The following is a 13,110-nucleotide window of genomic DNA, read 5'->3' on the forward strand; positions in this document are numbered from 1 at the left end:
ATCTCTCCCGGCCATCGTGGACGGCCACCTCTGCTGGCCAGCCTGACAGGCGGTCCTCCTGAGTGCTCGTGGTCCCGCAGCGGGCAAGACCGCCACGTGAGACACCGTCTAAGGATCATTTGCGGGACAACCCTCAATAGATTGCATGAAGCCCCAATCCGATAACCCACGCTCTGAGAACGGCAGGAGACGCGATCTGATGGTCTGTGCAATCCGCAGCCACTGAGGTGAATTCTGAGGGCACGGGCACGACAGGGTCAAAATCCGGCGCCAGCGCCTGCCCTTGTGGAAACAGCGTGGTGAGTAGGGAGCCGTGAGGGTTGCAACGAACATTGGCACCGACTCCGGTAATGGCTACGCTTCGTTCCAGGGGTACATCAATGGAGCAATGCTGAGCCGGCCCTGCGACGTTCGATGCGCACCTAACCCAGGCGCGACTATTGCTACTTGCGTCAGGCTCCGCTTGCACTGGCAGGTGCGCATGAATCCCTATCGCATAGGAGTCGACAGTGGCGGGCGAGAATGCCACGTGGTCCTTCGCGCGAGACGTCCACGAATTGGGGAATTCCGGAAAGGATCCAGTGACGAGGCTGCCAGGACCTTCCGTGTGAGCGCGGTGGCCTCTGGATGCTGCTCCTCGGGGCTGGTCACCTTGACAAACTTGAGGTACTGACTCAGGAGCTTCTGCCGGCTGATTCCGTCAATCTTCAAACCAATTGCGCGAGCCCACAGGCTATGGGCGTACGATACATTGTGATCCGTCGTCGATACGACCCACGCAGAACGGGTCTCATCAGGAAAGGAAGCGGTAAGGAACGCGCTCGAATGAGGAAATCCAGGAGCAGTAATGCGAGTGTATCCACCGCCGCCGATAACGACCATATCGTCATCGACGGCAACCCGCTCGATGTGCCGCCCGGTTGCAAGAAAGCCTATCGGTTAGTCGAATGCGGCCGTGTGGACTTTGCCATAGAAGTCCACGGTTTCGAAACGCTTGACGCTCATGGATCCACCTCCAGAGAGGGACCACGTCAACTTCACGATACGCTCGCGAAGCATGCATTGCACCTTGCGGGTCACCGGTGATATCACGGCGATACGGCGACGACTCCCCACTATTTCCCAAATATTCTTAGATTCTGACGTTCATTCACAACCCGTGGCGAAAGACTGAGGATTTTCAGCGTTGACGCTCCAGAGTGAGGACGGCGGCGGCGATGGCCGTCATGCTGTTGGGGCTGCAGCGGGCTTTGCGGAAGATGCGCCAGGACTTGAGTCGCGCAACGCTTCGTTCGACGGGTGCCCGCGCTGCTGACAGGTAGGACACGGTCTAAGAAGGCCTTCAGGCCCGACTGCGCCGGTACGGCGTCGAGCGGTAGTGAAAGGGGATCGCACGGCGGTCCCCGCCGGCGAGCCCACGGTCAGCTCAGGCTCTGGAGCGGCGGGATCTCGCGCAGGGCCGCAGGAAGTTCGCCGATGCCGCGCTGGAGGTACCAGGCCCGCGCCCAGCGCAGGACCGCTCCTCGCCGCAGGCGCCACCGGTCGAACTGCGAGAGGACGTCGTCACAGAAGTCCTCTCGCAGGTCCGCGAGCACCGGGTCCTCGGAGAAGGAGGCATAGCCGATGCCGGCCTTCTCCGGGTCGCCCAGTTCGAGGGCGTCGGCGAGGATCGCCGCGGCGGCCGCGCTGGTGCCGCCGCCGTTGTAACTCCAGCCGAAGCCGCCACCCTTCGGCACCACCAGCTCGCGGAGCACCGTGACCCCGATGAGGTGTGCTGCAGGGCTGGTACCGGCAGCACGCCTCAGGTCACTTCGGGGCTGAGGAACATTCACGTCAGATCGGGCGCTAAGTCGGCCCCGGCCCTGATGAGCGGCTGACGGGACTACCGCCGGTCGGCCCCGCGCATAATGTCGATCAAGTCGGCCGGGCCCGGGATGCGGCCCCGGTAGACCAGCGTTACAACGACAGTGACGACTAGGGCAAGCACGGGGCCGCCGACGAGGTCGGGCACCCCGGCCCACGACACGAGGAACAGCACCCCGACGACCGTCACCCCGGAGCCGACCAGGTGCAGCCACGACCGGTCGGCGACCGGTTCGACCCCAGCGAGCTCCTCCTCCGTCAGCAACTCGCCGACCCGCCCCTCGGCGTACCGTTCGGCGATCTTGACGAGCATGGTCGCCATGGCCCGCAGGGCCTCGGGGGCGTCCCGGTCCTGCCGGGCCTCGGCTGCCCGCAGCACGGCGACCACTCGCCCCGCGTGCCTCCTGAGCTCTCGCCGCTGATGCCGTCGCGGACGCGTGCCGCTCTCCCGGGCCGTGAGCCACGCGCTACGGATGACCCCCTCGACCCGACGGACAGACACCCGGGGAAAACCGATGAGATCCCGCCCCTCGGCAGTCCTCTCCTGGTGCTCCTGAAAGGTCCGGGCACAGTGCGTTGCGCACAGCATCAGCATCACGACCGCCCCGTACCGCACACCCTCGCCGGCCCGCGCCCGCCGCTGCTCCTGCCGCTCCCCGAGCGGGTTCCATCCGACGAACGCCACCACAGCCTGACGGACGACCCCGAGCGCGAGCCACACGAAGAAAATGGCGAGCGGCACGCGTAGGAGTCCGACCCCCTCCCAGGGGTGTTCCTGCACCCTCGCGACCGTGTCGGGCATCTGCGCGACCCCCTGCCAGAGCCATTGCGCGAAGTCGACCACAGCGCCGGCGAACGACTTTGCCGCCCGGATCGCCACCCCGTTCCACATCACCCCGGCAAGGCCGAGCAGCACCGCGATCTGAAACGATCCCGCCACCGGGAAAGTGCGCGCCCACCGCTCGACACAGCGCGCGGCGAGATTCCGCCCGATCGGCAGGTCGTCGACGACGAGCGGCAACAGCCGCGCCATGGGCTCCGTGATCCTGTCCGCGATCGAGTCGCCCCACCGCCTGACCGTGGCCCGGCACGGGTCGAGCACCCACGCCCGCAGGTACGGCTTCGCCATCTCCAGCACGACCAGTAGCGCGAGGACGAGGACGATCGACAAGACCATCGGGACCCTCGGTGCGATATGTTCATTCCATATGCTCATCGCCGAAGTTTCGCGCAGTGGGCCGACATTGAGCCTTCGCGGTCGGCGGCGAGGGGTGCCGCACCCGTGCGGGTGACGCCGGCCCCTGCGGGCGCGGCGTGGCGCACCATGACGGGTGTGGGACCCTCCCGCCACCGACACCCCGCCAGCAGCTCACCAGGGCCGACGCCGGCTTAGCGCACGATCTGACATGGACGTTCCTCAGCCCCCTATACGTCGAAGCGGCTCCAGGGAAAGTCGTAGGCCTTCAGCGGAGTGAGGGTCTCGCGGTGGCGTGCTCCGAACGCGGCGACGGCCTCGTTCTCGTCGGCGCTGATGCTCGCCAGCAGGCCAGGGGCCGCGTAGAACAGGTGGCCTCCGTAGGCGGGCATGTAGGGGCTGAGGGGGACCGGGCGCAGGGAGCTCCACAGCGGTTCGAGGCGTTCGGTGGGCATGACGTAGGTCCAGGCGTTGAAGGGTGCGATGCCGGACGCCCGGTCGAGGGTGAACTGGAGAAGGAAGCGGCTGAGGGGTTCCGCTTCGAGGATCGTCTCCGGGTCGTCATCATCGTAGGGGTCCTCGGTGAGCCAGACCGGGGGGTCCGCATCCTCCGGGCCGCCGTGGGGCGGCCAGGGGATGGTCCAGTCCGCGCCCCCTTGGTTCTCCACCGCGAAGACCAGCCGGCCGCCGTCCCGCCTTGTGACGTGCCGGGGGTGCAGGAGCATCGGGTGGCAGAAGCGGTACAGGGCGGGGCGCACGCGGGCCAGGCGGTGGAACGCGGCGAGCGCCTTCGGCAGAAGAGCGAGGATGTCGTCTGTGGGGGCGTCGGGGTCCGGCGGCGCGTTCTCGGCCGGGTACCAGCCCAGGACCAGCATCTCCAGCGCGCGCACAGGGTCCGTGTCGACGTGGTCGACCCACTCGACGGACAGCGGTGGCCCCTCGACATAGGTCCCGGGGGCGGGCGGGGTCCGGGACGCTGCGGTCCAGGCCCTCGCGGCCGCGTCGCCCGCGTCCGCAGTCGTGCCGTCGCCGAAAGGACCGGCTTTCTTGATGTCCATGCTGTGCTCCCTGAGCCCGTGCGTTCTCCGGATCCTGGCACGAGGAACCGACAACGCGATCACGGGACGGGCGGGCCCCCGGGCCGAGGTCTTCGGCAGGCCGTTACGGGCGCGGGCGGTTACGTTGGCCGGGCGCCCCCGATGAGCGCACCTTCGAGCGGTCCCGCGTACTTCGCACGGCGCGGGGCCGCTCGCTTTCCCCTGCGGCTCATGGCGTGGGCAGAGTCGCTCGAAGCGGCGGATTCATGTGGTGGTGGGGGTCTTGCGCATGAGGGTGACGAGTTCGCGGAGGACGGCTCGAAGGCGGGTGGGGGCGGGGACGTCGTCCATGGTGTGGATGTGCACGCTGGGGCCGATGGGGCGGTGCAGCGCGTCGTGGGCGATGTCCTTGAAGTCGGCGAGGTACTTGGCGTGTGCCTTGTCGGTGCGCTGCATCGAGAAGGAGTGGTTGGCGGCGACCTGGGCGAAGTCTTTGTGGCCGAAGATGGGCGGGATGTGGTCGGTGATGGCGCGGACGAGGGCGACGCAGGCGTAGGGGTTTTGGGCGGCGTGGTTGCTGTTGAGTTCGTGGCACAGGGCCAGGAACTTGCCGATCTTCCACTGGGTGTTGTGGGCGGCGTCTTCGAGGTCGGCGAGGGTTTCGGCGTCGAGGTAGGGCGGGCGGGTGTCGGCGGGTGAGGCGGTTGGCGGGACGATGGTGGGGTCCCAGAGGCCCGTTTCGTCGAAGGCGCCGAATCGGCTGTCGGAGGTCGGGACGAGAAGGCTTCCGGTGCGTCCGGTGTCGCTGGCGTACTTGGCGGCGGTGGCTTGGACGAGGTTGCAGGTGGTGTCGAGGTAGTCCTCGATGGTCTCGACGTCGCGGTAGGGGCGGATGGTGCGAGTGATCTCGTATTGCCAGAGTCCGTCGGGGGCAGTGAAGCCGGTGCCGAGGTGGAGCGTGGGTTCGTGCCGGATGAGGTCGGGGAAGGCGGTGACGAATTTCTGGGTGGCCTTGATCTGGTGGGCGAGGCCTTTGGAGCGGAGGTGGGCGGTTCCGGCCTCCTGGGGGGTGGAGACCTTGTTGTCCCAGAGCTCGACCATGTGCTTCAGGGTGCGGATGAAGGGCTTGCCTGCCCAGTCGCGCCATGCCCTGAAGGCGTAGCAGGTGGCGAGGGTGAGCTTGACGATGTCGTTGCGGTTTAGGGGGTGCGGGGGCACTTGTGTGGTGAAGCCGTATCCGGCGGCGTAGACGGTGTCGGCGCCGATGCGGGGGAGGGAGCGAAGGATCTCTTCCGCATCGAGCTTGCGGTTGGTGTCGAGGATGTCCTCAACGTGTCCCCATACGGGCCATGAACCGTTCTCTTGCCACTCGTATCCGATGCCGTGGAGCAGGAATGCCTGGTTGGACGTGAGTTCCGCGTCGCGCAGTGCGTTCATGGAGGACCTCTTGGTGGGGTGCCGGTGTGGCTCCCGGCCGGCCGCCGGGGGTGCGGGCACTTTAGCGCCGCGATCTTCCAGCCCGAGGCTCGTTTTCGGCACAGCCGATCAGCCCTCAGCCATCCACCCGCCGCCGAGCCGCTGGCGCTTTCCGAGCAGGCTCCCAGCGAGATGATCTGATACCGGATCTACGGTGTTCCTTGAGCTGCCGCCAACCTGAATTCGCAGGTCAAGGGTCTGGTGTGGTCGGTCCTCAGAGTGCTCATGCTGGTCGTGGGCAGGAGCCCCTCGAGAAGATCGTCTGACAGAGGTCGGGATTGTCTCCGAAACGGAGTCAGGGGCGGCGCTCTGGCCCGTGCACCTGGGCTGGGGGCGCAGTCCGCCGCTGGCCAGCGCATGACATCCTGGCCCAGTGCTCCTGAAAGATCTCTCCAGCAGTGTCGACCTCCGCCCAGTGCGCTATCAGTTCGCCACCGTTCGGGGCGACTCGTACGACGACAACTGGCTGGTCATTGAGGGCACGATGGCGACTCCTGAGGGAAAGTGGTCCTTCGCCGATCCATGTCTGCTCACCGATGAGGCCCGCCAGGTGTCCGCGTGGCTGCGCGCGGTGGCCGCAGGGACGGTGGACGTCACCGAACCTGATGCCGAAGGCGAGCTGTCGCCGGACACGTGGTTCATCGAGCCGGTCGTGGCATTCAGCCTCGCCCATCGAATCGAGAGCGGGACCGCGGTGATCCGCGTTCATCTGTCTCTGGAGGCGGCACCTCCGTGGCAACAGGGCGATGACGGGGCTGACATCTACCAGTACGTCGTGGAGGTCAGCTCGGACGCCGCAGCGTTGCTGCACGCGGCTGACGAGTGGGACCGCTCTCTGGCTTCGCTCCCGTCCCGCTGATCCAGCCACCCGGCACTCCCCGGACAACCGATTCCTACCTGCTGGGGTCGGGTGCCCCTCTGCGATCCGGTGCATGCTGGATCCCGAACTGCTGGAACGGATCACCGCGCGGCGCGCGGAACTGGACGAACTCGAAGAGCAGCTGGCCAAACAGCTGGCGGAAGTGCGAGCCGAGCGGGACGAACTCGCAGTCGCCGAGCGCGTCCTTGAACGGATGACCGGGCAGCTCGCCGAGGAACGCGCCTCCGCCGGTCCGGTGCCCGGGCAGGTGGGCGGCCGGGCGGTGATGCTGATTCCGCACCGTGAATCGGGCGTGGAGGAGGACTCGCTGCCGTGGGACTATCAGCGCATCCTCGCCGCGGTGCGGCAGGCCGCCGGACCGGTCATGGCCCGCGAGGTCGGTGAGGCGGTGGGGGTGGACATCAGGGTGAAGGCCAAGCTGGAACCGCTACGCAGCAAGCTGATCAGACTCGTCGATCGCGGCTGGCTCCGCAAGTTGCCCGACGGCCGGTTCACCACCCGACTGTGATCAGGAAAGCCACTGCTCGGAGTGGACCAGCGCAGGCGTAACCAGAGTGCCCCCGGGGGCCGTTGGAATTGTGTGACGAATACCAAAGAGCGCACCGAGGACACCTGCCCGCTTGTCTACCGGTGCCGTCTGCCGTTGTCCACGCGCACCGTCAACCACCTGGCTGATCTGCTGCGGCGTCACCTGAAAGTGATCCGGTCCCGATGGCGGATCTTGCCGCCCGGACGAATTGCGGTGATCGTCCTGGCCGTGCTGCGCCACGACCAGCGCCTGGCCGACATGGCCGGCGGCAACGACGTGTCCGAGTCCACCGTCCGCCGCTGGCGCGACGAGCTGATCGCCCTGCTCGCCGCGCAGGCCCCATGCCTGGACCGCGCCCTGAAGAAGGTCGCCCGGCAGGGCGGGGAGGTGGTCCTGATCGACGGCACCCTCATCCACACCCAGCGCCGCACCGGGAAGGCCGACCGGCGCAACTACTCCGGCAAGCACCGCAGCCATGGCCTGCACTTCCTCGCCCTGACCGACGAGAAGGGCCGCCTGATCTGGATATCCGCCGCCCGGCCCGGCCGCACCCACGACAACACCGCCGCCCGCCACGACCACATCCTGGCCCATCTGCGCGCCGCTGGCCTCGGGGCCCTGGCGGACCTCGGCTTCCGCGGCCTGGACAACGACGTACTCGACCCCGTGATCGTCACCGGCTTCCACGCCAGCCGCACTCACAAGCTCACCCCCGGCGAGAAGACCGCCAACCGCGTCCTCGCCATCGGACGCGCACCGGTCGAGCACGGCTTCGCCCACCTTAAGAACTGGCGGATCCTCACCAAGCTCCGCACCGACCCCGCCCAAGCGACCCGCCTCGTGCGCGCCCTGCTCGTTCTGACGAACCTCGAAGTCAACCGCTGACAAACGATCTACTCCGCAGACAGCCGCCCACGACCAGCACGAGCACCCCGAGAGCCGGTCACACCAGCCCTTTGACCTGCGACTTCAAGTTGGCGGAGGCTCAGTGGACCGCCCCGATGTGGTGGGACAAGGCCTGCTCCCCGTGCGCGCGGGGATGGACCCGCGAGCTACTGGCGCGCCAGCGCCGACCCGCACTGCTCCCCGCCCGCGCGGGGATGGTCCCCAGTAGGCGGAACGCCATGCGACGGCGCCACGCTGTTCCCCGTGCCTGCGGGGATGGTCCCATCGTTACGGAGGACCGCGCCGGCGCGATAACCTGTTCCTGCGTCTGCGGGGATGGCCCCGGCACTGAGCTGCTCATCCACGCCGGAACCACCTGCTCCCTGCTCGCGCGGGGATGGACCCTTGAATTCGTCGGCGTCCTCGCCGAGGCGCTCGTGCTCCCCGCGCCCGCGGGGATGGACCGCCGCGCGGAGCATCCAGGTTCCGGCGCCGCAGCTGCTCCCCGCGTCCGCGGGGATGGACCCGTTCCACGGCTTTCGTGCCGTCACATCTGCCTCTGCTCCCCGCGCCCGCGGGGTTGGCGTCGGGACTCTCTGCGTCACCATGGTTGACGCAGGACCCGAGGCCAGCCAGGCGCAGCAGGACGAGGATTGCGAGACAGCCGCAGCCAAGACAAGTGTCGCTGTCTTTGTTCTGGGGCACGTTGAAGGACTCTCAGTCGGAAGGCATGGTCACCGTGGCCGCCAGGGCCTCTACTTCACGGGGGCGCTGTAGGAGGTGCCGAAGCCGTCCTTGCGGTAGTACACCTTCACCGCGTCGACCTTGCCCTTGACGGTGATGGTGCCGCTGGCCTTCTCGCCCTTGAACAGGTCGACGGCGCGCAGGTCGGTCTCGCCGCCGAAGACCTCGGTGGTGTACTTCACGCCGCCGGCGTCCTTGACCTCGAAGTACAGCGGGTTGACGGAGATCTTCTCGTCGGTGTTGTTGGTGACGGTGACCTTGAGCGACGTGTAGTCGCCGCTGTCGTGGAAGATCGTCTTCTTGAAGGGGGCCTTGGCCGCGGTGATGGTGACCGGCAGCTCCTCGGTGACCTCAGGCTTCGGCTTTTCGGCGACCTTCGGCTTCGCGGCCGGCGCGCTCGTCGGGACGGCGGCCTTGGCCTCGGCGGACTGGGTGGCCTTCGGCTTGGCGTCGGCGCTCTCGTCGCCGTCGGAGGAGTTGACGACGTTGGCGGTGCAGGAGACGAAGAACAGGCCGCCGAGGATGAACGTGGCGATTTTCCAGCCGTTGCGCTGCTTCTGCGGCGGAGGAGGGCCCCACTGCGGGGACTGCTGGGGGTGGCCGAAGCCAGACTGCTGTGGGGGCGTGGACACGCGTAGAACTCCTGGAGAACGGGGATGAGCGCGCACAGCTTAGGCGGGTGGCAAACCATGTCACTACTGCACGGTAAGACTCTGGTGGAACCTCCCGGCCGGGGTCTTGATCAACCCCGGAAGCGACGAAGATTTCACCGGCTCGGAGAGATGCGTGTACGAGCATGGCCCTCGAGGGCGCGTCCGTACCCTCGCCGGATGACTCGGAGTGAGACCGGCGCGCTGTACATGCTCACGGGGCGAATGATCGTCTCCGCGGTGGCGCTGGGGTACGCGATCGGGACCATGCTGGCCCACGTCCGTGGTGACGAGGAGTGGGAAGCCCGCACCTGGGGAACAACGCGTCGGTGAACCGGAGGGATCTCCGCGCGGCGGCGAAGGCCCGGGGTGACAGCCGGAACGGATCGCCAGCCTCAAGGAGATCCTCGATGAGTGCAAGGCGGCGTCTGATCAGCGCAACCTGTACGTGCACGGCCTCAGCGCCCTCTTTCTCGGCGAAGGGCTGCCCGCGATAGCGGTCTCGTTTCGTGGTCGCCGGCCGAAGGTCGAGCAGGTGGGGCGCGCGCAACTGCGGGAGCTCAACGACAGGCTGTGCCGTCTGGCGGAGGAGGTGTACGGGTGGGCACGTGAGTCGTGACGTGAACCCCACGAAAGAAGCCCCTGCTGGTCCGGATCGCTCCGGGGCGGGGGCTGCGCTGAGGCTCAGCGGATCTTGTGGATCAGGCGAAGAGCCGGTCGGCGAAGGCGGTCAGCGCCTGCTGCTCCTTGGGAGTGCGGATGGTGTGCCGGTGCGTGCCCAGGTGCGGCACGAGTTCTTCTCCGAGCTCTGCGGCGAGCACCGGAGTGGCCCACTTGGTGCGCAGGATGTGGCGGTGGTCGATGTCGTTCTCGGGGCGGTACTCGTAGGGGTTCTTCTTGACGCGGCCGATGAGAAACTCTCGGCCACCCTTGAGGGGGGTGTACAGGTAGTCGCCCCTCTCCACCCCGCTGCGGATCTTGATCAGCTCGCGCGCGTACTTGTCGGCGCTGCGCGTTTTGATGACCTTGCCGACCTGGTCGAGGTACGGCTTGCCGGCGAAGCGGGCGGCGATCTCCTCCTGAGTCTTGAGGCTGGATATGTCGCCGCCCTCCTTGTAACTGAACACGGCCGCCTTGTGCTCGCGGAACGCGGGGAGATAGGGGTCGCCGCTTCCTCCGGCGGAGATGAGCCAGACCGTCATGGGATTCTCCTCTACTGTCGCTCTGGGAGTCTCCTCCCGGGGGCCGTGAACGTTACCTCCTGGAGCTGACACGAGCCCCTCTCTGGCGGTGGCGGGGCACTTGGTCTCGTCCTTCGGCTGGAGCCGGGCGGGGACGCGTCCCGCGTACAGCTCGGCCCGCTCGGCGCCGGTGGGGCCTTGACCCCAGATCTTGGACACTTGAGACGTGGATCTTGAGGATCTGAGAACGGACATCTTGTGGTCATGAAGCGCTATCCGCCGGAGTTCAAGGCGGACGCGGTCGCGTTGTACGAGTCGCCGCCGGGCGCGACGATCCGGTCGGTCGCCGCGGATCTGGGGGTCAACCCGGAGACGCTGCGGAACTGGGTCCGGGCGGCCGGCGCGAGTCGGCCTCGGGGCCGCCGGGCGGAGGCGCCGGCCGAGCCGCCCACGCCGTTGGAGGCGGAGAACGCCGCTCTGCGCAGGAAGGTCCGCGAGCTGGAGGAGGAACGCGAGATCCTGCGGAAGGCGGCGAAGTATTTCGCCGGGGAGACGCGCTGGTGAACCGCTTCCAGTTCGTCGCCGACCATCAGCGCCGCCACGGCGTGAAGCGGCTGTGCAGCATCCTCGGCATCGCCCGCTCCAGCTTCTATTACTGGTGCCGGACGGCCGCAGACCGAGCTGCGAGCCAGGCGGCCGACGCCTGGCTCGCCGCCCGGATACGGGTGGTGCACTTCGAATCGGACGGCACTTACGGCGTCCCCGGGATCACCGCCGAGCTCCGCGAGGACGGCTGGCGCGTCAACCACAAACGGATCGCGCGAGTGATGCGGAGCATCGGTCTGGCAGGAGTGCGACTGCGTCGCAGGCACCGCACCACGGTCCCGGACCCGGCCGCGGCGAAGGCCCCGGACCTGATCGGCCGCGACTTCACCGCGACCGACGTGAACACGAAGTATGTCGGCGACATCACCTATCTCCCGCTGGACGGCGGGAAGTTCCTCTATCTGGCCACCGTGATCGACCTCGCCTCGCGTCGCCTGGCCGGCTGGGCGGTCGCGGATCATCTGCGAACTGATCTCGTCGTCGACGCCCTGGCCGACGCGGAGCGGTGTCGCGGCAGCCTCGCCGGGGCGGTCATGCACACTGATCACGGCGCCCAGTACACCAGCCGGGCGTTCGCCGAGGCCTGCCGCAGGGCCGACGGCCGCCAGTCCATGAGCGCGATCGGCTCCAGCGCGGACAACGCACTCGCCGAGTCGTTCAACGCGACCTTCAAACGGGAGACGCTCCAGGGCCGGAAAGGCTGGTCCAGCGAGCGCGAGGCCCGCCTCGACGCGTTCCGCTGGCTGCACCGCTACAACACCCGACGCCGTCACTCCCGACTCAGACACCGCAGCCCGATCGCCTACGAGACTGCGTCCAGAACAACATCAACTACGCTGACACCAGCCGCATAACCCGTGTCCAGGATTCCGGGTCAAGGCCCGTTCGTCCGCCAGTACGCGGCAACAAGCAACGCCCGGTCTTCCAGTCGAAGACTCCACGGACGGCCCCTGCAAACCACAGGCAAGCCTCCGCGCCGCAGCACGGTGATCAGTTTGCCGAACTGCTTCGGAGTGAGCCCGGAGTACGGCGCTATCCATGACGGCTCCGACGCCGTGATCACAGCCCTCACATGAAGATCATCTCAGTCGTGGGCGGCCTGACCTCCCGCACGGGTCCAGACCTGCGGGCCCTGGATCTGCCGGCCGAGCTCAGTAGAGCCAGCGGTCCAGGAGCCCTGGCCAGAGAAGCCCCTCGTAGCCGTTGCAGGCCGCCGGGTCGATCTCCTTCAGCTCCTCGGCCAGCCGGTTCAGCTCGGCGAAAGCCCGCTCTTCCTCCTCTTCAGAGAGGTACTCCTCGGGGTCGTCCGGCTCGCTGAGAAGCTCAGAGGCGGTGACGCAGCTGCCGTAGTGGTGAAGGACGTCGAGCCACACGCCGACACCCGAGTTGGCGAACCACGCCTCCCCATCCGGCATGACGAAGTAGACCGTTCCGGTCTCCGGCTCGACGCCGAACGATGACTGCTCGGCCTCATCATCGGGGTCCGCCTGCTCGGTGAGACGGTAGAGCGGGCCCCGGGACGTGAGCAGGACCGGATCAGCCTCGCTCTGTATCACGACTCGTTCGATGAGGCGCGGAGCTACCGGGACGCCCACCTCGACGAGCTGTGCCTTCATGAAGCCCGGGATCTGCCAGTCGGCCACAACGTCCCGTCCGGCTCGCGTGACATGCCCCAGACCGGCCCACTCGGTCAGCTGGTCGTACGTCGCCATCGAACGATCCTCTTCCGTCGGCTGTGTTCCTGACCCTATCGAGCCGGTCTCAGGTCAAGACACACCACCGCTACGAACGCTATCCCCGCAACTACCTGGCCTTTCTCGGCCTCGCCGCAGCCATCTGCTGCTACAAGCGACTCATGGGGCGGTATTCGTGGAGGTGGCGGGCTGGCGCGGGGTGGAGTGGTCGCGGCTGGTCGTGTCCCGCGACGCGGCAGGGGGGAGGGGTTGTCGGGCTGGTCGGTGGGGACGGACGCCGAGGTGCTGGCTGAGCCGTGGGCTGGTGAGTTCGGGTGGTCAGCGGATCCGACTCGTCGTCCGGCAGGGCCGGTCAACGATTGGTTACACC

12 protein-coding genes and 2 pseudogenes are annotated in these 13,110 nt (G+C 67.5%); 5 read left to right on the forward strand and 9 right to left on the reverse strand.

Annotated elements, in window-relative coordinates; translation table 11 throughout:
* Positions 1-1,180: 1,180 nt before the first annotated feature.
* From AB0E19_RS37215 to AB0E19_RS37235, 5 genes and pseudogenes are all read right to left on the reverse strand, one after another.
* Positions 1,181-1,318, reverse strand: a pseudogene (locus AB0E19_RS37215) (IS5/IS1182 family transposase); the annotation flags it as partial.
* Between the two features lie 103 nt (positions 1,319-1,421).
* Positions 1,422-1,754 (reverse strand): DUF6166 domain-containing protein, encoded by a 333-nt coding sequence (locus AB0E19_RS37220; protein WP_362189221.1) that lies wholly within the window; start codon positions 1,752-1,754, stop codon positions 1,422-1,424.
* A gap of 128 nt (positions 1,755-1,882) precedes the next feature.
* Positions 1,883-3,034, reverse strand: coding sequence for a hypothetical protein (locus AB0E19_RS37225; protein ID WP_362189224.1), 1,152 nt, complete (start codon positions 3,032-3,034; stop codon positions 1,883-1,885).
* Positions 3,035-3,288: 254 nt separating this feature from the next.
* Entirely contained in the window at positions 3,289-4,116 is an 828-nt protein-coding gene (locus tag AB0E19_RS37230; RefSeq protein ID WP_362189227.1) for a hypothetical protein, read from the reverse strand.
* Between the two features lie 243 nt (positions 4,117-4,359).
* Complete coding sequence (locus AB0E19_RS37235; protein ID WP_362189230.1) at positions 4,360-5,532, reverse strand: hypothetical protein; 1,173 nt, start codon at positions 5,530-5,532, stop codon at positions 4,360-4,362.
* A gap of 412 nt (positions 5,533-5,944) precedes the next feature.
* Between AB0E19_RS37235 and AB0E19_RS37240 the strand changes: the two genes are divergently transcribed.
* The 3 genes from AB0E19_RS37240 to AB0E19_RS37250 all read left to right on the forward strand — a co-directional run bounded on the left by AB0E19_RS37240 (position 5,945) and on the right by AB0E19_RS37250 (position 7,865).
* Positions 5,945-6,430 (forward strand): hypothetical protein, encoded by a 486-nt coding sequence (locus tag AB0E19_RS37240; protein ID WP_362189233.1) that lies wholly within the window; start codon positions 5,945-5,947, stop codon positions 6,428-6,430.
* Positions 6,431-6,503: 73 nt separating this feature from the next.
* Positions 6,504-6,959 (forward strand): hypothetical protein, encoded by a 456-nt coding sequence (locus tag AB0E19_RS37245; RefSeq protein ID WP_362189236.1) that lies wholly within the window; start codon positions 6,504-6,506, stop codon positions 6,957-6,959.
* 72 nt (positions 6,960-7,031) lie between these two features.
* Positions 7,032-7,865: a transposase family protein gene (locus AB0E19_RS37250; protein WP_362189239.1), complete on the forward strand. Its 834-nt coding sequence runs from the start codon at positions 7,032-7,034 to the stop codon at positions 7,863-7,865.
* Positions 7,866-8,620: 755 nt separating this feature from the next.
* Here the strand turns inward: AB0E19_RS37250 and AB0E19_RS37255 are convergent.
* Positions 8,621-9,241 (reverse strand): DUF4352 domain-containing protein, encoded by a 621-nt coding sequence (locus tag AB0E19_RS37255; protein ID WP_362189242.1) that lies wholly within the window; start codon positions 9,239-9,241, stop codon positions 8,621-8,623.
* A gap of 198 nt (positions 9,242-9,439) precedes the next feature.
* On the opposite strand from AB0E19_RS37255, the gene AB0E19_RS37260 reads away from it, so the two are divergent.
* Positions 9,440-9,592 carry a hypothetical protein gene (locus AB0E19_RS37260; protein ID WP_362189245.1) on the forward strand — a complete coding sequence of 51 codons (153 nt, stop codon included), beginning with the start codon at positions 9,440-9,442 and terminating at the stop codon, positions 9,590-9,592.
* Between the two features lie 368 nt (positions 9,593-9,960).
* Here AB0E19_RS37260 and AB0E19_RS37265 read toward each other — a convergent pair whose 3' ends face one another.
* The gene (locus tag AB0E19_RS37265) at positions 9,961-10,461 is read right to left on the reverse strand and encodes a hypothetical protein (RefSeq protein ID WP_362189248.1); all 501 of its coding nucleotides are present in this window, start codon (positions 10,459-10,461) and stop codon (positions 9,961-9,963) included.
* A 237-nt stretch (positions 10,462-10,698) separates the two neighbouring features.
* On the opposite strand from AB0E19_RS37265, the gene AB0E19_RS37270 reads away from it, so the two are divergent.
* Positions 10,699-11,900, forward strand: a protein-coding gene (locus AB0E19_RS37270; RefSeq protein WP_362189251.1) for an IS3 family transposase whose coding sequence is annotated in 2 segments (ribosomal slippage) — positions 10,699-10,984 and positions 10,984-11,900 — 1,203 coding nt in all. Because the reading frame shifts where the segments join, the coding sequence is not laid out codon by codon here.
* 29 nt (positions 11,901-11,929) lie between these two features.
* On the opposite strand, the pseudogene AB0E19_RS37275 reads toward AB0E19_RS37270, so the two are convergent.
* Together AB0E19_RS37275 and AB0E19_RS37280 are read right to left on the reverse strand one after the other, a co-directional pair.
* Positions 11,930-12,118, reverse strand: a pseudogene (locus tag AB0E19_RS37275) (IS5/IS1182 family transposase); the annotation flags it as partial.
* 79 nt (positions 12,119-12,197) lie between these two features.
* Positions 12,198-12,758: an SUKH-4 family immunity protein gene (locus AB0E19_RS37280; protein WP_362189254.1), complete on the reverse strand. Its 561-nt coding sequence runs from the start codon at positions 12,756-12,758 to the stop codon at positions 12,198-12,200.
* Positions 12,759-13,110 lie beyond the last annotated feature (352 nt).

The organism is Streptomyces sp. NPDC047974, from assembly GCF_040653375.1.
Classification (GTDB): Bacteria; Actinomycetota; Actinomycetes; order Streptomycetales; family Streptomycetaceae; genus Streptomyces.

What these genes read in the sequence shown, in the direction of transcription:
- AB0E19_RS37230 (WP_362189227.1), bottom strand. Translation starts at nt 4,116, where the DNA reads ATGGACATCAAGAAAGCCGGTCCTTTCGGCGACGGCACGACTGCGGAC.
- AB0E19_RS37235 (WP_362189230.1), bottom strand. Translation starts at nt 5,532, where the DNA reads ATGAACGCACTGCGCGACGCGGAACTCACGTCCAACCAGGCATTCCTG.
- AB0E19_RS37245 (WP_362189236.1), top strand. Translation starts at nt 6,504, where the DNA reads ATGCTGGATCCCGAACTGCTGGAACGGATCACCGCGCGGCGCGCGGAA.
- AB0E19_RS37260 (WP_362189245.1), top strand. Translation starts at nt 9,440, where the DNA reads ATGACTCGGAGTGAGACCGGCGCGCTGTACATGCTCACGGGGCGAATG.
- AB0E19_RS37265 (WP_362189248.1), bottom strand. Translation starts at nt 10,461, where the DNA reads ATGACGGTCTGGCTCATCTCCGCCGGAGGAAGCGGCGACCCCTATCTC.
- AB0E19_RS37280 (WP_362189254.1), bottom strand. Translation starts at nt 12,758, where the DNA reads ATGGCGACGTACGACCAGCTGACCGAGTGGGCCGGTCTGGGGCATGTC.